General features: G+C 68.8%; 2 protein-coding genes and 4 pseudogenes. 1 reads left to right on the top strand and 5 read right to left on the bottom strand.

The genetic code is table 11. The features are described from left to right. Nucleotides 1–40: 40 nt before the first annotated feature. The 5 genes and pseudogenes from BTZ20_RS29700 to BTZ20_RS06540 form a co-directional block, all read right to left on the bottom strand. Nucleotides 41–15,678: pseudogene (locus BTZ20_RS29700) on the bottom strand (non-ribosomal peptide synthase/polyketide synthase); the annotation flags it as partial. A 733-nt stretch (nucleotides 15,679–16,411) separates the two neighbouring features. Continuing rightward, nucleotides 16,412–16,837: a PPOX class F420-dependent oxidoreductase gene (locus tag BTZ20_RS06555; protein WP_077040807.1), complete on the bottom strand. Its 426-nt coding sequence runs from the start codon at nucleotides 16,835–16,837 to the stop codon at nucleotides 16,412–16,414. Nucleotides 16,838–16,878: 41 nt separating this feature from the next. Then, nucleotides 16,879–17,627, bottom strand: a pseudogene (locus BTZ20_RS06550) (SDR family NAD(P)-dependent oxidoreductase). Then, nucleotides 17,624–18,630: pseudogene (locus BTZ20_RS06545) on the bottom strand (phosphotransferase family protein). The pseudogenes BTZ20_RS06550 and BTZ20_RS06545 overlap by 4 nt, the downstream one beginning before the upstream one ends. 11 nt (nucleotides 18,631–18,641) lie before the next feature. Next, a pseudogene (locus tag BTZ20_RS06540) lies at nucleotides 18,642–19,848 on the bottom strand (acyl-CoA dehydrogenase family protein). 145 nt (nucleotides 19,849–19,993) lie between these two features. On the opposite strand from BTZ20_RS06540, the gene BTZ20_RS06535 reads away from it, so the two are divergent. Further along, a complete protein-coding gene (locus BTZ20_RS06535) occupies nucleotides 19,994–20,887 on the top strand; it encodes a TetR family transcriptional regulator (RefSeq protein ID WP_077040806.1) in 894 nt (297 codons plus the stop codon). Nucleotide 20,888 lies beyond the last annotated feature (1 nt).

Here is a 20,888-nt window from a genome sequence, read left to right as displayed (position 1 = left end):
ACGTCTTCGACTCGAAGATCGGAGCGGGCAACGCCTTCCGGTCCAGCTTGCCGCTCGAGTTCAGCGGGAACGCCTCGAGCACCATCAGCGCCGCGGGCACCATGTATGCGGGCAGTGCCTGCCCGAGCGAACCGCGCAGCTCCTCGACATCGACGTCGGCCCCCGCCGACGGCACCACATATCCGACCAGCTGATCACCGGTGGGCGTCGCCGCCACCACTGCGACCGACTGGCTGATCGACGGATGCGCCAACAGCGCAGTCTCGATCTCGCCGAGCTCGATCCGCTGCCCGCGGAACTTCACCTGGAAGTCGGTGCGCCCGATGTAGTCCAGTTCGCCCGTCGCGGCCCAGGTGACCAGGTCGCCGGTGCGGTACATCCGCTCACCGGTCGAGGAGAACGGGTTCGCCACGAACCGGTCCGACGTCAGATCCACCCGGCCGTAGTAGCCGCGTGCCAACTGGACGCCGCCCAGGTACAGCTCGCCGGGAACGCCGACCGGAACGGGCCGCAGCCGCGAATCCAGCACGAACACCTGAGAATTCCACTCCGGCCGACCGATCGACACCGAGCCGCTCGCGGCGGTGCCCGTCACGTCCGCGTAGGTGATCGAGACCGCGGCCTCCGTCGGGCCGTACAGGTTGTGCAGGCGGGCATCGGTGATGTCAGCGAAGCCGCGGACGGTCTCTGCCGGCAACGCCTCACCGATCGCGAACACGTGCCGAAGGGAAGTCAACGCTGCCGCTTGCTCGCCCGACGTGCGGAGATCCGAGGACACGACGTCGGAGAACACGGTCAACATCGACGGCACGAAGTCCGTGATGGTCACAGCAAGGTCCCGGATCGTCTCCGCCACGTACCCGGGATCGCGGTGACCGTCGGGTGTCGCCACCACCAGGTGTGCACCGACCCGAAGCGGCAGGAAGTAACCCCACAGCGACACATCGAACGTCGTCGCGGTCTTCTGCAGGTACACATCCGAGGACTCGAACCCGTACTCGGCCTGCATCCACGCCTGCTGGTTCACGATCGCGGCGTGGCTCACGGCCACACCCTTGGGCTTGCCGGTCGACCCCGAGGTGAAGATCACATACGCCGGGTGGTCGGGCCGCAGCACCGCCACGCGGTCCGCGTCGGTCACCGGACGAGCGGAGAAGCCGGACACGTCGACCGTGTCGATGCAGAGGACAGACCTGTCCCCTGGGACCTCGAAGCCGTCTCGCGCGGTGGTGAGCACGCACACCGGCGCCGCCGTGTCGAGAATGTGGCCGATCCGGTCGACCGGGTGATCCGGATCCACCGGCACGTAGGCGCCACCGGCGGTGATCACCGCGTACATGCCGACAACCAGATCGAGCGAACGACGAACAGCCAATGCCACCAACGACTCCGGACCGACGCCCTGCGCGATCAGCAACCGGGCCAGCCGATTGACGCGCTCCGAGAGGTCCGCGTACGTCAGCGACTCGCCCTCGAAGGTCACCGCGATCGCGTCCGGTGTCACCGCGGCCTGTCCGACGAACGCGTCGAGCAGCAGCTCGTCGGGGTCGACCGGGTGAGCCGAATCGTTCCACCCGACCAGGACCTGATCGAGCTCGTCCGCCTCCAGCATCGCGAAGTCGCCGACCGGACGCTCGGGTGCCGTCGCGACGGCCTCGAGCACGCGCAGGAAACGGTCCGCGAACGCCGCCGTGGCGGTGGCCTCGTCGAAGAGGTCCGTCGCGTAGGTGATCGCGACCGTCATCCCAGCCGCCGCACCCGCCTCGGGTGCCGCCTCGATGAACGTCCACTGCAGGTCGAACTTCGCGATCTGCGGATCGAAGTCGACCGCGCTCACGCTCAGCTCGGGAAGCTCCACCGCGGTCTGTCCGTGGTTCTGGAAGAACATGGCGAACTGGAACAGCGGGTGCCGCGCCTGTGACCTGGCCGGGTTGAGCACCTCCACCAGCCGCTCGAAGGGCACGTCGGCGTTCCCGAATGCGCCCAGATCGCTCGCGCGGACCCGGGACAGCAGTCCGGCGAAGGACTCCGCTGTGTCGACCTCGGTTCGCAGTACCAGGGTGTTGACGAACATGCCGACGACCTCGTCGATCGCCGCCTCGCCGCGGCCCGCGACCGGCGTACCGATCGCGATGTCCGACGTGCCCGACAGTCGGGCCAGCAGAACGGCCGCGGCCGCGTGCATCACCATGAACAACGACGTGTTGTATTCCTTGGCAACCGCATTGAGCTGTGCCAGCAGAGCGGGTTCGACCTCGAACCGGCGCGTCGCACCCTTGTTGGTGGCGACCGCGGGCCGCGGACGATCGCTCGGCACATCCAGCTGCGCAGGCAGGCCCGCCAGCTCGCCGCGCCAGTAGTCGAGCTGGCTCGAGATCGTGGACTGCGGATCCTCCTCCGACCCCAGCACCCGGTGCTGCCAGAGCGCGTAGTCGGCGTACTGCACCGGCAACTCCGCCCAACCGGGAGCCTCGCCGACCCGCCTGGCCGTGTACGCGGTCATGATGTCGCGAACGAAGGGCGCGATCGACGCACCATCGGCGGCGATGTGGTGCACCACGGCGGCGAGCACGAACTCGGACTCGTCGAGCTGGAAGAGGCTGATCCGCAACGGGATCTCGGCCGTCACGTCGAACTGGGTGGTGCCGAGTTCGTAGAGGCGCTGCGGCAGTTCGTCCGCGCTGACCGGAACCGGGATCAGCTCACCGGTCAACACCTCCGGTGCCTCGATCACCTGGATCGGGCCGTCCGCCGTGTCGGGGTAGCGGGTCCGCAACGACTCGTGCCGGGCGACGACGTCCGCCAGCGCGACTCCCATCGCGGCGAGGTCCAGTGCGCCGGAGAGCCGGATCGCCATCGGGATGTTGTTGATCGCGGACTCGGTGTCGAAGCGGTTCAGGAACCACATCCGACGCTGCGCCAACGACAGCGGCAGCCGCTCCGGGCGAGGCTGGGCCACCAGAGCCGGACGGGCGCCACTGCCGGCAAGACCACTGACGACGACCGCGAGCGCGGCGACGGTCGAGGCCTCGAACAGCGTCCGTACCGGCACGCGAGTGTCGAGCGCCGAACCGATCCGGGCGACCACCTGGGCGGCGATCAGCGAGTTGCCGCCGAGGTCGAAGAAGTCGTCGTCGAGACCGACCCGCTCGAGACCGAGGACCTCGGCGAACACGCCTGCCACGATCTCCTCGGCGGGTGTCGACGGGGCGCGGTACTCCCTAGCCTGGATCACCGGGGCAGGCAACGACTTCCGGTCCAGCTTGCCGTTGGCGGTCAGTGGGATCTCGTCGAGCACAACGAAAGCGGACGGCACCATGTATTCGGGCAGTCGCTCCGCGGCGCCGTCGCGCACCGCGACAACGTCCACGTCGGCCCCGCTCGCCACCACGTAGGCGACGAGCACCGGGTTGCCGGGCGTGTCCTCGCGCACGATCACCGCGGTCTGGGCCACCGAGTCCTGTGCCAGCACGGCCGCTTCGATCTCGCCGAGCTCGATGCGGAAGCCGCGCACCTTCACCTGGTCGTCCGCGCGGCCGAGGTACTCGAGTTCACCGGAGCTGTTCCACCGTGCGAGGTCGCCCGAGCGGTACAGCGCAGACCCCTGCGCGTCGAACGGGTTGGCCACGAACCGACCGGCGGTCAGTGCCGGCTGACCCAGGTAGCCACGGGCCAACTGCACACCGGCGACATACATCTCGCCCGGCACACCCACCGGTGCGGGCTGCAGGCGCTCGTCGAGCACGTACACGCGCAGGCCGTCGATGGCCTGGCCGACGATGCTCGCGGACGCCGCGGCCGCGGTCGCGGCATCGATTCGTCGGTAGGAGACGTGCACCGTGGTCTCGGTGATTCCGTACATGTTCACCAACGTCGGAGCCGTGTCCGGGTGCCGGTCGTACCAGTCGCTCAGGCGCCGCAACTCGAGCGCCTCACCACCGAAGACCACGTACCGCAGAGACAGCTCCGCCGGAGCCTGCCGATCCGCCTCAGCCAGCTGGTAGAACGCCGACGGGGTCTGGTTCAGCACCGTCACCCGCTCACGCGCCAGCAGCTCAAGGAACTGCTCCGGCGAACGCGAGGTGTAGTAGTCGACGACCACAAGGGTGCCGCCGTAGAGCAACGGACCCCACAGCTCCCACACCGAGAAGTCGAACGCATACGAGTGGAACATCGTCCACACGTCCGACTCGTCGAAATCGAACCGCCGCTCGGTGTTCCGCATCAGGCGGGTCACGGTGCGGTGCGGCACCTGCACACCCTTCGGGCGCCCCGTCGAACCCGACGTGTAGATCACGTACGCGACGTTCTCCGGCAGCAGCGGAGCGATCCGGTCGGTATCGGTGACCGGATCGGCCGAGCGCGTGGACAGGTCCATCGTGTCCAGCTCGAGCACCGGCAGGGCGTCGGGCAACGCGATTGTGCGGCTCGATTCCGCGACGACGCACACCGGCGCCGCATCGGCGAGCATGTACTCGATGCGGTCCGCCGGATACGTCGGGTCGACCGGCAGGTAGCCGCCGCCCGCCTTGAGCACGGCGAGCAGCGCGACAACCAGGTCGAGCGAGCGCGGCAGCGCCACCGCGGCAAGGGTTTCGGGCCCGACGCCGGATGCGATCAGCTCGCGTGCCAGCCTGTTGGTCCGCTCGTCGAGATCCCGGTAAGTCAGTTCCCCCTCGCCGAAGCGCACCGCGACCTGCTCGGGGAATCGGGCCGCAACGGCACCGAACCACTCGACCAGGGTGGTGTCGGCACCGGCATCCGGTCCCGCCGCAGGCCAGTGCTCGAGAACCTGATGACGCTCGATGTCCGACAGCAGGTCGACGTCGCCGACCGCGGTGGTCGGGTCGGCGACGACCCCGTCGAGCAGTCGCACGAACCGCTGCGCGAACGCGCGCATCGTCGCGTCGTCGAAGAGATCGGTGGCGTAGGTGAGCTCAGCCGAGATCCCGGACGGCACACCGTCGTCGGAGAAGGTCTCCGCCAGGGTGACCTGGAGGTCGAACTTCGCGACGCGGGCGTCGATCTCGACGCCGCTCACGGTCAGCCCGGGCAGTTCGAGCGTCGGCACGTCCATGTTCTGGAAGGTCAGTGCCACCTGGAACAGGGGGTGCCTTGCCTGCGAGCGGGCCGGGCTGAGGACCTCCACGAGCCGCTCGAACGGCACGTCCGTGTTGGCGAAGGCCGCGACGTCGACCGATCGGGTCCGCCCGAGGATCTCCTCGAAGCTCGCCCCGGTGTCGACCTGGGTGCGCAGCACCAGGGTGCCGACGAACATGCCGACCAGGTCGTCGAGCGCGGCCTCGCCACGCCCGGCCACCGGCGCACCGATCGCGATGTCCGAGGTACCCGACAACCGCGCCAGCAACACCGACAGCGCCGCATGGGCGACCATGAACAGGGTCGAGCCCTTGGCGCGAGCCAAGCCGTTCAGGTCGCGATGCAGGCGGGCGTCGATGGTGAAACGATGCGCCGCACCGCGGTACGACGCCACCGCAGGCCGCGGACGATCGCTCGGCAGGTCCAGCTGGTCCGGCAATCCGGCCAGCGCCTCCGACCAGTACTGCAGCTGCGTCGACACCAACGACTGCGGGTCCTCCTCGGACCCGAGCAGCTCGCGCTGCCACAGCGCGTAGTCCGCGTACTGCACCGGCAACGGCGACCATGCCGGCACCGCACCCGCGGCGCGCGCCGCGTACGCGGCCATCACGTCCCGCACCAGCGGGCCCATCGACCAGCCGTCGGCACTGATGTGGTGCACGACGAACACAAGAACGTACTCGGTAGCCGAGGTCTGCAGAAGCGTCACCCGCAGCGGGACCTGATCGGTCACGTCGAACCCGGTCGCCGCTTCCCGAACCAGCGCGTCGAACATCTCGCTCTCGTTCGCCGCGACGGGCGTCAGATCGGGCATCGCCTGCGCGACAGGGACGATCACCTGGACCGGGCCGTCGGCCGTGTCCGGGTACACCGTGCGCAGGACCTCGTGACGGTCGAGCAGGTCGGCGACGGCCGCACGCAGCGCCTCGACATCGACCGAACCGGTCAGCCGCACCGCGACCGGGATGTTGTTCATCGCGGACTCGGTGTCGAACTGGTTGAGGAACCACATCCGCGCCTGAGCCGAGGAGAGCGGGATCCGCTCCGGGCGCGGCCCGGCGACGAGTGCCAGTCGTCCGCCCTCGCCCGCGAGGACGCCGACCGCGGCCGCGAGCGCGACGACGGTCGAGGACTCGAACAGGATCCGCACCGGGACGCGGGTATCGAGCGCCGCGCCGATCCGGGCCGCAACCTGCGCGGCGATCAGCGAGTTGCCGCCGAGCTCGAAGAAGTCGTCGTCCAGACCGACGCGCTCGAGACCGAGCACCTCGGCGAACACGCCTGCCACGATCTCCTCGGCGGGCGTCGACGCCGCACGGAACTCGCGGACCTCGGCGGCGGGAGCGGGCAACGCGCGCCGGTCCAGCTTGCCGTTTGCCGTGAGCGGGATCTCGTCGACCACCACGAACGCCGACGGCACCATGTATTCCGGCAACACCGCGGCCGTGCCCTCGCGCACGGCGGGAACGTCCACCGTCACACCGGCGGCGGGCACCACATAGGCGACCAGCCGCGCGCTACCCGGGACGTCCTCGCGCACGATCACCGCGACCTGCGCGACGGACTCCTGGGCCAGCAGCGCCGACTCGATCTCGCCGAGCTCGATGCGGAAGCCGCGAACCTTCACCTGATCGTCCGCGCGGCCGAGGTACTCGAGGTCCCCGTTGCGGTTCCAGCGCGCCACATCGCCCGAGCGGTACAGCCTCGAACCGCCGGTTCCGAACGGATCGGCGACGAACCGGGACGCCGAGAGCGCCGGCTGTCCGAGGTAGCCACGCGCCAACTGCGCACCGGCGATGTACATCTCACCCGGTACGCCGACGGGAACGGGGCTGAGTCGCTCGTCGAGGACGTAGACGCGCAATCCCGCGATCGCCTGGCCGACCACGGAGGCCGACGCCGACGCCGCCATCACCGCGTCGATCTGGCGGAACGACACGTGCACCGTGGTCTCGGTGATGCCGTACATGTTCACCAACGTCGGAGCCGTGTCCGGGTGCCGGTCGTACCAGTCGCTCAGGCGACGCAGCTCGAGCGCCTCGCCACCGAAGATCACATACCGCAGCGACAGCTCCGCTTGAGCCTGCCGATCCGCCTCGACCAGCTGGTAGAACGCCGACGGGGTCTGGTTCAGCACCGTCACCCGCTCACGCGCCAGCAGCTCAAGGAACTGCTCCGGCGAACGCGAGGTGTAGTAGTCGACGACCACAAGGGTGCCGCCGTAGAGCAACGGACCCCACAGCTCCCACACCGAGAAGTCGAACGCATACGAGTGGAACATCGTCCACACATCGGACTCGTCGAAACCGAACCGATCCTCGGTGTTCGACATCAGTCGACCCACCGTCCGGTGCGGAACCTGCACACCCTTCGGACGACCCGTCGAACCCGACGTGTAGATCACGTACGCGACATTGTCCGGCAGCAGCGGGGAACGGCGGTCCGCATCCGAGATCGCCGCGGCCGAGACCGCGTCCAGGTCCACGGCGTCGAGCTCGATCACCGGCAGACCGGCTGGCAGCCCGATCTCGCGGCCGGTCCAGGTCACCACGCACACCGGTGCCGCGTCGGAGAGCATGTACTCGATGCGGTCCGCCGGGTAAGTCGGGTCGACCGGGAGGTACCCACCGCCTGCCTTGAGCACGGCCACGAGCGCGACCACCAGGTCGGCGCTTCGGGGTAGGGCCACCGCCACCAGCGACTCCGGACCCACCCCCGCCTCGATCAGCACGCGGGCCAGGCGGTTCGCCTTCTCGTCGAGCTCCCCGTAGGTCAGCGACACGTCCTCGAACCGCACGGCGACCGAGTCGGCGCGGCGAACCGCGACCTCCTCGAACCCTGCCACCAGCGTCCGCTCGACTCCGGAGTCGACACCGGAGGAGTTCCACTGCGTCAGAACGCATTCACGCTCGTCCGCGCCGAGCAGGTCGATGTCGCCGACGGGCGCAGCCGGGTCGGCCACGATCGCCGTGAGGACCCCGACGAAACGGCGCTCGAACTCGTGAATCGTCTCCGCGTCGAACAGATCGGTCGCGTAGGTGAGCTCCGCCGCCAGACCGGCAGCACCGGAATCGTCGCCTGCGGTCTCGGTCAGGTTCAGCTGGAGATCGAACTTGGAGATCTGCTCGTCGTACTCGAGCGCGCGAACACTGAGGCCAGGCAGCTCCAGTTCCGTGCGGGCCTGGTTCTGCAGGGAGAGCACCACCTGGAACAGCGGGTTCCGTGCCTGCGAACGCGTCGGGCTGAGCACCTCCACCAACCGCTCGAACGGCACGTCCGCATTCCCGAACGCGCCCACATCGGTTGCCCGAGCCCGCGAGAGAATCTCGGTGAACGAGCGGTCCGTGTCCACCTCGGTCCGCAACACCAGCGTGTTGACGAACATGCCGACCAGGTCGTCGAGCGCGGCCTCGCCGCGCCCGGCCACCGGCGCGCCGATCGCGATGTCCGAGGTACCCGACAACCGCGCCAGCAACACCGACAAAGCAGCGTGCAGAACCATGAACAGCGTCGCACCCTGCTCGCTCGCCAGCCCACTCAACGACCGATGCAGATCCCCATCGATCGAGAAGCGATGCATCGCACCGCGGTACGACGCCACCGCCGGCCGCGGCCGGTCACTCGGCAGATCCAACTGATCCGGCAAGCCGGCCAGCGCCCGGGTCCAGTACGCCAACTGCGCCGACACCACCGATGCCGGATCCTCCTCGGACCCGAGCACCTCACGCTGCCACAGCGCGTAATCCGCGTACTGCACCGGCAACGGCGACCACACCGGCTCCGCTCCCGCGGCCCGCGCCACGTACGCGGCCATCACATCGCGGGCAAGCGGTGCCATCGACCAGCCGTCCGCGCTGATGTGGTGCACGACCATCGCCAGCACGTGCTCGGTCGCGGAGGTCTGCATCAGCACCACCCGCAGCGGAACCTGCTCGGTCACGTCGAAGCCGGCTGAGAAGAACGCGGCGAGCGAACCGAACAGGTCGGCCTCCGCCACCGCGACGGGGGCGAGCGTGGGCGCGACTCCTTCGGCGGTGAGGACCACCTGGTGCGCACCCGACTCGGCGTCCGGGTAGATCGTCCGCAGCGCCTCGTGGCGCCCGATCACATCCGCGACGGCCAGTTCGAGCGCATCGACGTCCAGCTCGCCCGACATCGCGATCGCGAGAGGCAGGTTGTACGCGACCGACTCCGGGTCGAATCGGTTGAGGAACCACATCCGCTGCTGCGCAGGCGACAGCGGAATGCGATCGGGACGCTCGCCCGCGGTCAGCGCCGTCCTGCGCTCGCCGAGGTACGACTCGGCGCGCACGGCGAGTGCGGCGACGGTGGGCGACTCGAACAGCGCGCGGACCGGGACGGTCGCGTCGAGCGCGGCCCCCAGCCGTGCGGTCACCTGGGTGCCGATCAGCGAGTTGCCACCGAGCTCGAAGAAGTCGTCGTCGACGCCGACCCGCTCGAGACCGAGCACCTCGGCGAACACCTCGGCGACGATCGTCTCGAACCGCGTCGACGGGGCACGGAAGGCTCGGAGCTCGAAAACAGGTTCCGGCAAGGCCTTTCGGTCGAGCTTGCCGACCGGGGTCAACGGAATCGCACCGAGGACCATGATCGACGAGGGCACCATGTGCGCGGGCAGGACCTGCGCGGCGGCCTCCCTGATCGCGGCCACATCGAGGTCGACTCCGTCGGCCCCGCACAGGTAGGACACCAGCGAGGTGGAGCCCCCGGCACCCTGGTGACCGATGGTCACCGCGAAGTCGACGCCGGGCTGCGCCGCGAGCACGGCGTCGATCTCACCGAGCTCGATCCGGAACCCCCGGACCTTCACCTGGAAGTCTGACCTGCCCAGGTACTCGATCTCGCGGTCCGCGGTCCAGCGCGCCAGGTCGCCGGTGCGGTACATCCGCTGTCCCGGCTCCCCGAACGGGTTGGCCACGAAACGCTCGGACGTCAGGTCGGGGCGACCACGGTAGGCCCGAGCCAGGCCGGGTCCGGACACGTACAACTCTCCGACCACACCGGCGGGCACCGGGTGCAGCCGTCCGTCGAGCACGATCGCGCCGAGGCCTGCGACCGGGCCGCCGATCGTGACCAGGTCGCCTGCCGACAGCACGCCGGTGCTGGTGGCGAGCACGGTCGACTCGGTCGGACCGTAGGCGTTGATGAAGCGGCGACCAACCGACCACCGCGCCATCAGCTCGGGCGGGCAGGCCTCGCCCGCCACCATCAGCGTCGCGAGGTCGTCGAGTCCGCTCGGATCCACCGTCGCGAGCGCGCCTGGGGTGATCATCGCGTGGGTGACCCGCTGATCGCGCAGCAGCTCGGCGAGCTCCACGCCACCGAACACGCCGGGCGGGACGATCACCATGGTCGCCGCCGACCCGAAGGCCATCAGCGCCTCGTAGACGGCGACGTCGAAGCTCGGCGAGGCCACGTGCAGCGAACGCGAACTCGGCGCCAGGCGGTAAAGGACCTTCTGGTGCTCGACGACGTTCATCAGTCCCATGTGGGTGACGACGACGCCCTTGGGACGACCGGTCGACCCCGAGGTGTAGATGACGTAGGCCGGGTGCTCGAGCCGAAGCGGGGCGGTCCGGTCGGCGTTCGACACAGGAGCGGGCGAGAAGTCCGCGCTGCGCCGAACGAGTTCGGCATCATCGAGCGCCAACCAGCGCAGCGCACCGGGTAGCCGGTCCGCGAACTCCCCGAGCGTCACACCGATCACCGCGCCGGAGTCGGACACCATGTGCGCGACGCGCTCGGCGGGGTAGTTCGGGTCGACCGGCACGAACGCGGCACCGGCCTTCGCCACTGCCCACACTGCGAGCACCGATTCGATCGATCGGGTGATCGCCACGGCCACCGTGGATTCCGGACCGGCACCCTCGGCGATGAGGACGCGCGCCAGGCGCGAGGACCGCTCGTCGAGCTCGCGGTAGGTCAGCTCCCGTCCACCGGCACCGACCAGCGCGATCGCGTCGGGGTCCACGCCGGCCGCCGCCGCGAAGATCTGGTCCATCGTCTGCGGCGCAGGCATGTCCGACGGCACGGAGGGCAGCACGCCACCCCACCGGTCGGAGAGATCCGCACGCTCGCTGGGGTCGAGAATCTCGACGTCGCCGACCGGCGCTCCGGGATCGGCGAGGACGGCATCGAGGATGCGGACGAACCGCTCGGCGAATCCGTTGACCGTCGACTCGTCGAAAAGGTCCTTCGCATAGATGAACTCGGCGGCGACACCCGTCCTGGCAGCGCCGGTGTCGACCGACCGATCGGCGATCGTCAGCTGCAGGTCGAACTTCGACACGTCCACGCGGACCTCGTCGGCCGACACCGTCAGGCCGGGCAGCTCGACCTCGGCCCTGTCCATGTTCTCGAAGGACAGCACCACCTGGAAGAGCGGGTGGCGGGCGGTCGATCGGGCCGGGTTGAGCACCTGCACGAGGCGCTCGAACGGAACGTCGGCATGGCCGAACGCGGCGAGATCCTCGTCTCGCACCCGGGTCAGCAGGTCGGCGAAGGAGGTGTTCGGGTCCACCTCGGTCCGCAGCACCAGCGTGTTGACGAACATGCCGATGAGGTCGTCGAGCGCCTGCTCGCCGCGTCCCGCGACCACGGTGCCCACCGCGATGTCCGAGGTGCCGCTCAGCCGCGAGAGCAGCACGCTCAGCGCGGCGTGCGTCACCATGAACGGCGTCACCCCCGCGCGCGCGCGAATCCACCGAGCGCCTCATAGGTGGCGGCCGGGATCTCGAACCCGAGCCGACCGCCCTCGAAGGACTGAATGGCCGGGCGCGGGCGGTCCGCGGGCAGGTCGAGCTGATCGGGCAGCCCGGCGAGGCGCATCCGCCAGAAGTCGATCTGCTTGGCCGACAACGAATCCTGATCGTCCTCGGAGCCCAGCAGTTCACGCTGCCACAGGGTGTAGTCGGCGTACTGGACCGGCAGCGGTGCCCAGGCAGGCACCTCGCCCTCGTGACGGGCCGTGTAGGCGGCCACGACATCCCTGGCGAACACGGCCAGGGAGACCCCGTCGGCGGCGATGTGATGGACCACCATCGCGACAGCGAACTCGGAACGCTCCTCGGTCGCGGCGGCTCCGGCCACCTCGAACACCCGGATACGAATCGGGATCTCGGTCGTGACGTCGAAGCCGACGCCGGCGAACTCGGCCAGCTGCTGCGGCAGGTCGCCCTCCGTGACCGGTTCGGCAACGGTGGACAGGTCGATCTCGTGGGTGGGGACGAGGACCTGATGCGCCCCCTGCTCGGAGTCGGGAAACACCGTGCGCAGGGACTCGTGGCGTTCGAGGACGTCGGTCAGCGCCGACGCCAGTGCCGCCGCGTCGACCCGGCCGGTCAGGCGTACCACGAAGGGCAGGTTGTAGGTGGGAGCGGACGGGTCGTACTGGTTGAGGAACCACATGCGCTGCTGCGCAAGCGAAAGCGGCATGATCTCGGGCCGCGGGCGGGCGACCAGCTCGAGCCGGGCATCGGCCGAATCCGACAGTGCCTCGACCCGCGCGGCGAGGCCGAGCACCGTCGGCGCCTCGAACAGCGTCCGCACCCCGAGCCGGACCCCGAAGGCCGCTCCGATGCGGGAGACGACCTGGTTGGCGACGAGCGAGTCGCCGCCGAGTTCGAAGAAGCTGTCGTCGATCCCGACCCGGCCGAGGCCGAGCACGTCGGCAAAGATGCCGGCCACGATCTCCTCGGAGAGGCTGCGGGGCGCGCGGAACACGGCGTCGCGAGGCGCGAAGGTGGGGACCGGCAGTGCCTTGCGGTCCAACTTTCCGGATGCGTTCAGCGGGAACGCCTCGAGGACAACGACGGACGGCACCATGTACGACGGAAGGACCGCCGCGACCCCGGTCTCGAGCTCCTCGACGTCCACGACCGCGCCCGCGGCGGGCACCACGTAGGCGACCAGGCGCTCACCCGCACCCGCGTCGGCGCGCACCATGGCCACCGACTGCGCCACGCGCTCGTCGGCGAGCAGGGCGGCCTCGATCTCGCCCAGCTCGATCCGCAGACCGCGCAACTTCACCTGGAAATCGGTACGGCCGATGTACTCCAGCTCGCCCGCAGCGGTCCAAGTAACCAGGTCACCGGTCCGGTACATCCGCGCACCCGAACCCCCGAACGGATTCGCAACGAACCGATCCGACGTCAGATCAGCACGACCGACATACCCCCGAGCCAACTGCACACCCGCCAGATACAACTCACCCGGCACCCCCACCGGCACCGGCCGCAACCGCGAATCCAACACGAACACCTGCGTGTTCCACACCGGCGCACCGATCGGCACCGACACCTCATCCGCCGCAGTGACCTCATGGAAGGTCACATCCACCGCCGCCTCCGTCGGCCCATACAGATTGTGCAACCGCGACGACGGCAACACCTCACGCAACAACGCCGCCGTCTGCGCCGGCAACGCCTCACCCGAAGCGAACACCCGCCGCAACGACGACGCCCCCACCACCGACGGCTCCGCCACGAACACCGCCAACATCGACGGCACAAAATGCGCCGTCGACACCGACTCCTCCACGATCACCCGAGCCAGATACGCCGGATCCCGATGACCATCCGGCACCGCGATCACCATCCGAGCACCAACCTGCAACGGCCAGAACAACTCCCACACCGACACATCGAACGTCACCGGAGTCTTCTGCAACACCACATCATCAGCGGTCAGCCCATACTCACCCTGCATCCACAACAAACGATTCACAATCGCCGCATGCGAGACCGCCACACCCTTCGGCCGACCCGTCGAACCCGACGTGAAAATCACATACGCCGTGTTCTCCGGCACCAACGGCGCCAACCGATCCACATCCGACACCGGCCCACCGTCGACCCCGGTCAGATCCACCGAGTCGATCAGAAGGACAGGGCTCTCCCCCGCTGCCGTGAACTCGTCACGCGACGTCGACAGAACGCACGCGGGCGCGGCGGTGTCGAGGATGTTCCCGATTCGATCCGCCGGCTGATCCGGATCCACCGGCACGTACGCACCACCGGCCTTGACCACCGCGTACACGCCGACCAACAGGTCGATCGACCGACGCATCGCCAACGCCACCAACGACTCGGGTCCCACACCCCGCGAGATCAGGTGCCGTGCAAGGCGGTTCACCCGAGTATCGAACTCCGAGTAGGTCACCGACTCACCGTCGAACGACATCGCGACCGCACCGGGCGAGCGCACCACCTGAGCGTCGAACATCGACACCAACGTGCCGTCCTCGACCACCCGATCGGTGGCGTTCCAACCCGACAGCGCGAGGGTCCGCTCGGCCTCGGTGGTGACGGTCAGGTCCCACACCCGCTGGGCCGGGTCCGCGGCGAGGAACTGATCGAAGAAGGCGAGGAACCGGTCGTGGTGCCCCTTCGCCTGCTCCTCGGTGTACAGGTTCGGGTTGGTCTCGAAATCTACGTGCGTCCGGGTGCCTGCGACACTCTGGTAGAAGTTGACGGCGAGGTCCTCGACCGTGCCGGTGGACAGGATGCTGAGCTGGCCGACGACGGGACCGAGGGCGAGCTCGTTGTGGAACAACATGATGTTGACCAGCGGGCCGAGCAACTCGCGCGCCATCGTGCTGTTGGACGAGTCGCGTCGGATGTCCTCGTGACGGTACCGCTGGTGGCGCAGCGCCCCGGCGACCGCGACCTGAACGGACTTGAGCAGCTCTTCGACGGTCGTGCCCGTGCCCACCTGCAGCCGCAGCGGCACCACGTTGGAGAGCATGCCGCCGGACTTGCGCATCGAGGCCGTCGTCCGAGCCGTCACCGGCAGGCTGAGGATCACGTCGCCGGCGTCGGTCATCTGGGCCAGGTACGCGGCGAACGCCGCGATGAGCAGCCCCGACGGCGACGAGTCGTGCCTGGCCACCGATTCGGCCATCAGCGCCTCGGTGCCGCCGGACAGCGCCGCGCTCGCGATGCCGTTGAGCGCGGCGGGCGGCGCGGTCCGCTCGGTCAGGCTGGTGCCCTCCTCCATGCCCTTGACGCGCTCGGCCCAGTAGGCGGCATCGGACTGGAACCGGGTGCTCTCGCGGTACGCGACCTCGGATTCGTAGAGGCTGCGCAGCGTGCTCGCGTTGGACGGAGCGGGCTCGCGCCCCTCGATCAGCGTCGAGTACAGCTCGGAGACGCGGGTCATGTAGGCCATCGCGCCGAAGCCGTCGAGCGCGATGTGATGCACGCGGGAGTACCAGAAGTAGCGCTCATCCTCGATCTGCAGCACGACCGCGGCGATGAGACGGTCTTCGAGCAGGTCGATGGGTGCGCTGAACTCGGCCTGCATCCAGTCGTGCGCGGCGCGTTCCGGGTTCTCGTAACCGCGGAAGTCCTGGTAACCGACATGGTCGTCGATGGTCAGGTCGATCACCTGGTGCGGGGTTCCGTCCACCTCGATCAGGCGGAGGAACCCGGTGCCGAACTCAGCGGATCCGATCTGGCTGGCGTCGTCGAGGATCTGCAGATCAAGCGGGCCACGCAGGTCCACGAACTGCGCGATGTTGATGGGGACCTCAGGGTCGACATGCTGCGCGTACCACATTCCGAGCTGCGCGGGCGACAGCGGAAAGACATCGGGCTGGCACTCGAGCGAGCTGCGGCCGTCGTTGTCTCCGTTGAGCATGGTCGGCTTCAACTGATACCTCATTTTCCGGAACACCGCGGAGTCCCAAACAACCACTTGAATCCCTCGCCCCCAGCCCATGGGCGCAGCAAAGACAGATAGGGATCCAAATCAGATTCGACAAGGAAGAGACCGCATCGCCGAGAAGTGCGAGCGGGAACGGGTGCGCGCCGTGCGCACTGAGAACTATCGTCTGGTCATGCGACCTGTCACGTGGTCACACAACTTCCCGCGGTTCGCGCAATCGCCGAACTGCGACGAGGTCTCAACCTCATCGTGGAGGACACCGAAGCAGCCCCCTGCGCACCGAGTCCATGGATCCACCCTGCGCTCATTGATCGCCCTCCCGAGGAACAATCACGCCGCCACGAGTGGCAACGTCCCGAAATCGCGGCGAGTTCTGCCCGCACCGCAGGATGTAATCTACATCTCAACCAGGTCCGGTCATGCCCTTTTGGTATTTCTTCTAACAAGCGTCCAAGACCTCGCCCGGATTGTCGCGATTCGCACGCTCACCCAGCGCTCCTACGCGGCGCCGATTCGATCATTTGCCCAGGTCAACGCCGTTTCACGGAGCATGAACGGGCCTTGTGCGCTAGTCACAGCGGTATTGTGATTCGGTCACAGGCCGTGACCTTGGGACACGATCTGGTCATCCGGTGACGTCCAGATCGGCGATCACCTTGGTCGGACGGAGCCGCACCACCAGCTCCCCGGGCACGCCGTTTCGACGTCCGAACTCCTCCGCGCGGTCCGGCCCCATGTACCGGCCACCGATCGCGGTCGCGATCCGGATCAGTTCGTCGGGGTCCTCGGACACGGTCGCCACGCCCTGCACCTGAACGAAGGCATACGGCGGGTGTTCGAGGTCCACACAGAGCACCACCCGGCCATCGCGCGCGACGGCGCGGCCCTTGGCGGAGCCGGCGCCGGTGTTGAAGACCAGATCGTCACCGTCGACGACGAACCACACAGGAGCGACCAGCGGCCTGCCGTCGGACGCGGTGAAACCGAGCTTGCCCGTCCGGGTGCCCGCCGACAGGAACTCGCGTATCGCGGGATCGGCCAGAGTGATCACCCGCGGGAGGCTACGCGGTCAGGCCGCCGCGCGCGCGACTTTCAGGCGCGATAGCCGTCGGTGCCCGCCCTGGCCATGACGATATTCGGGATCACGGCCCGCGACGACAGCCTCAGGAGCGCGTCGACCACCTCGACGACATCGTTGACCTCGAGCATCGCCTCCGGCGGCACCTGCTCGTGGGTCCACGCGCTCATATCGGTGTCCACGAACGCGGGCGCAATGGTCGTGGCGCACACCTCTCGGCCGGACTCCTCGGCGTTCAACGTCGCCGCCATGCTGATCAGCGCCGCCTTCGTCGCGCCGTAAACCGCGAGGCCCTGCTCCGCGTACACACCGGTGATGGACGCGAGCGCGATCACCTTGGCGCCACGGCCCGGGTTCGCGGCGGCGCCCGCCCGCAGCAACGGCAGCGACTCCTGGAGCAACTGGAACGGCCCGCGGAAGTTCACCGCAACGGTCTTGTCGAACCGGCGCAACGGAAAGTCCCCGATCTCCCCCGCGGTGCCGACTCCCGCGTTCAGGATCAGCGCGGTCATCGGGCCGAGCCGGTCCGCGTGTACCGCCGTCACCCTGGCGATATCGGTCTCGTCGGCCATGTCGCCCGCGATCGGCACCACCTCGGGCGCCCCTGCGGCGCGCAGTCCATCCGCGACGGAGTCGAGCCGCGCGGGGTCCCTTGCCGTGATCGTCAACGAATATCCCGACTGCGCGAGCCGAGTCGCGATCCCGAGCCCGATCCCCGCGAGGCCCCGGTGACCAGGGCAGTCCTGTTCTCGCCGCCGCTCACAGCGTCACTCCCTTCAGTGCCCGCAGCCCCGCCGCGATGAACTCGGGCGTCGCCTCTGCGGCCCGCACCGCTCCCGCGCCGGAGTCCGATCCCTGCAGCGCGCGATGGGTGATGCCCTCACCGATCACACCCAACTTGAAGTTGGCGAGCGCGAGGTAGAAGTTCCAGTCGCCGAGGTCGCGGCCGGACGCGACGGCGTAGCTCTGCGCCAGCGCCCCCGCCGACGGCAGCCGATCGCTCGTCCAGGCCGCCTGGGATCCGAGCACCAGGTCGAACACCGGATCCCGGTACACGCACATCAGGGCGACGTCGGTCAGCGGATCACCCAGCGTCGACATCTCCCAATCCACCACGGCCCTGACCCGCCCGGGTCACGTGGATCCAGGATCGTGTTGTCGATTCTGAAATCGCCGTGCACGATCGACGCGGCCGAGGTCGCGGGCATGGCCTCGGTGAGCGCGGCATGCAGGACCGCCACATCGGGCAGTTCCCTCGTCTTGACCCGATCCCATTGTCCCGCCCAGAGTTTCACCTGCCTCGCGACGAAGCCGTCGGGCCGCCCGAAGTCGCCCAGCCCCACCGCCCGGTAATCCACCGCGTGCAGATCTGCCAGGACTCGCACCAGCGTGTCGGCACTGGCCGCGACCTGATCGTCGGAGAGCCCGGCGAGGTCGGTCTGATCCCGCACCACCGTGCCCTCGACGAATTCGACCACCGTCATCGGCGCGCCGAGGGCAGAGCCGTCGGCATCGAAGGCGACGGTCCGCGCAACCGGCACGGCCGTGCCCTGCAGCGCCGAGGTCACGGTGTACTCCCGAGCCATGTCGTGCGCCGACGGGGTCAGCCCACTGGTCGGTGGCCGCCGCACCACCCACGACGACCGGTCGTCCCAGGCCCGATAGGTCAGATTGGATCGGCCACCGCTGATCAGCTCGACATGCAGCTCCCCGCTCAGCTCGATGCAGCTGTCGGACAGGAACCGCTGCAGCGCAGCAATGTTCATTCCGGGAAGGCTCACTTCTCGCCCCTCAGCTCGCGCTTGGCCGCCCCGACGACCCGCTTGGCGATCGCCCAACGGTGCACCTCGGACGGCCCGTCGTAGACCCGGAACGGACGGACCTCGCGCGAGAGCCGCGCCAGCGGCAGGTCACCGGAGACCCCATCCCGCCGCACATCTGCATGCTGCGGTCCACGATCCGGAAGACCGCCTCGGCGGCGTAGGTCTTCGCGATCGATGTCGCATTCGACGCCGGGTCGCCGCTGTCGAGCTCCCAGCAGGCCCGCACCAGCAGCGCCCGGGTGGCGGCGATGTCGATCTCGTTGTCCGCCACCATCTTCTGAACCATGCCGAGGTCGCCCAGCCTGGATCCGAAGCCTTCCCGCTCGGCCACCCGGGCGACCGCGACATCATGGCCGCGGCGCGCGGCACCCAGCCAGCGCATCACGTGGGTCATCCGCGCCGGGCCGAGCCGCACCTGGGCGTACTCGAAGCCGCGGTCGACCTCGCCGAGCACCGCGGCGTCGGGAACCAGCAGGTCCTCGAAGAAGACCTCGCAGTGCCCGCCGATCATCGCCCGGTCCAGGGTGTCGATGTGTCGTCCAACCCGGATCCCGGCGCTGTCCGCGGGCGCCAGGAACATCGTGGCGCCGCCGCGCTGACCGGGCTCGCCCGAGGTGCGCGCCATGATGATGAAGAAGCCGGCGCCGTCGGCGCCGGTGATGAACCACTTGTGCCCGTTGATCCGCCAGCCGCCCTCCGCCCGGACCGCGCGGGTGGTCAGCGCCGACGGGTCCGATCCCGCTCCTGGTGCCGGCTCCGTCATCGCGAAGGCCGAACGGACGTCCCGTGGGCCAGCGGCGCGAGGAACTGCTGCTTCTGCTCCGGGTTGGCGATGTGCGCCAGCATGTGGACGTTGCCCTCGTCGGGCGCCGCGATGTTCAACGCGGTGGGACCGAACAGTGAATAGCCGGCCTCCTCGAACACCGGAGCGCGGTCCGACATGTTCAACCCGTGGCCGCCGAACTCGAGCGGGGCGTGCGGGGCGAACACCCCGGCGTCCTTGGCCGCCTGCTGCATGCCGATCCGCAGCGCGTCGCCGCCGCCTGCCGTGATGTCGCCGGCATGCTCGTCCTCGATGGGCAGGACGACGTCGCGGGTGAAGGTCCTGGTGCGGTCGATGAGGTCCCGCACCTCGGGGGAATAGCTCAGATCGATCGACACACTCGCTCCTCCTGCAGCGCTTGGCCGAACGATCGCTCGGCCCATGGCCTCTCCACGATTGCACAGGTTTGGCTGGCCGTCAAAGGAGTTCAGCAGACGACCACATGTAGCATGTTCAGTATTACTGAACAGATTGGATGGAGAGTTGACCAAGCCGGAACCCCTGCCCGACGCGATCAGGCGGACGCGCCGGTCGGCGGGCCTGACGTTGCGAGAGCTCGCGGGGCGGCTGGCGATCAGCCCGGCGACGCTCAGCGCCATCGAGAACGGCAAGACCGGCGTCTCGGTCGAGCGACTGCACGCCCTCGCCGGGGCGCTCGGCACCACCGCCGCACAGCTGATGGGTGACGCCGGCACCACCTCCGCCCGCGGACACTCCACGGCGGACCGCCGAGTGCGCACTTCCCGGCGCGAATCCCCAGGAGCGGCGACGGCAGCTACACAGTCGGCGGGTGACTGGCGGGTGTTCCCGTCATTGCGCATCGACCCGGTGCTCGCGGCCGCGATCGACTCGTTCGTGGAGACCGGGTATCACGGCGCGACCATGCGGTCGATCGCCGAGCGGGCGGGCATGAGCGTTCCCGGCATGTACCACCACTACCGGGACAAGCAGGAGCTACTGGTGCGGGCGCTCGATCTCACGATGGACGAGCTGCACTGGCGGGTGCGGGCGGCCCGGGACCAGGGCACCGGCGGGATCGAGCGGGTCGGCCTCATCGTCGAGGCGCTCGCGCTCTATCACACGCACCGCAGGGAACTCGCGTTCATCGGCGCCAGCGAGATGCGTAGCCTCGAACCGGCGAACCGGGCGCGGATCACCGACTCCCGCAATCAGATTCAATACCTTCTCGACGACGAGATCGACGCCGCGATCGCCGAGGGAAGCCTCACGACGCGGCATCCGAGGGATGCCGGACGGGCCATCTCGACGATGTGCACATCACTGCCGCAGTGGTTCCGGATCGATGGACCGTCCTCGCCCGAGCAGATCGCCGCGGAGTACGCGCGCTTCGCTCTCGATCTGCTCGGGCAGGGGTGAG

This window comes from Rhodococcus sp. MTM3W5.2, assembly GCF_001984015.1.
In the GTDB taxonomy this organism is placed as follows: domain Bacteria; phylum Actinomycetota; class Actinomycetes; order Mycobacteriales; family Mycobacteriaceae; genus Rhodococcus_G; species Rhodococcus_G oryzae.
This window is presented reverse-complemented; position numbering and strand designations above follow the sequence as displayed.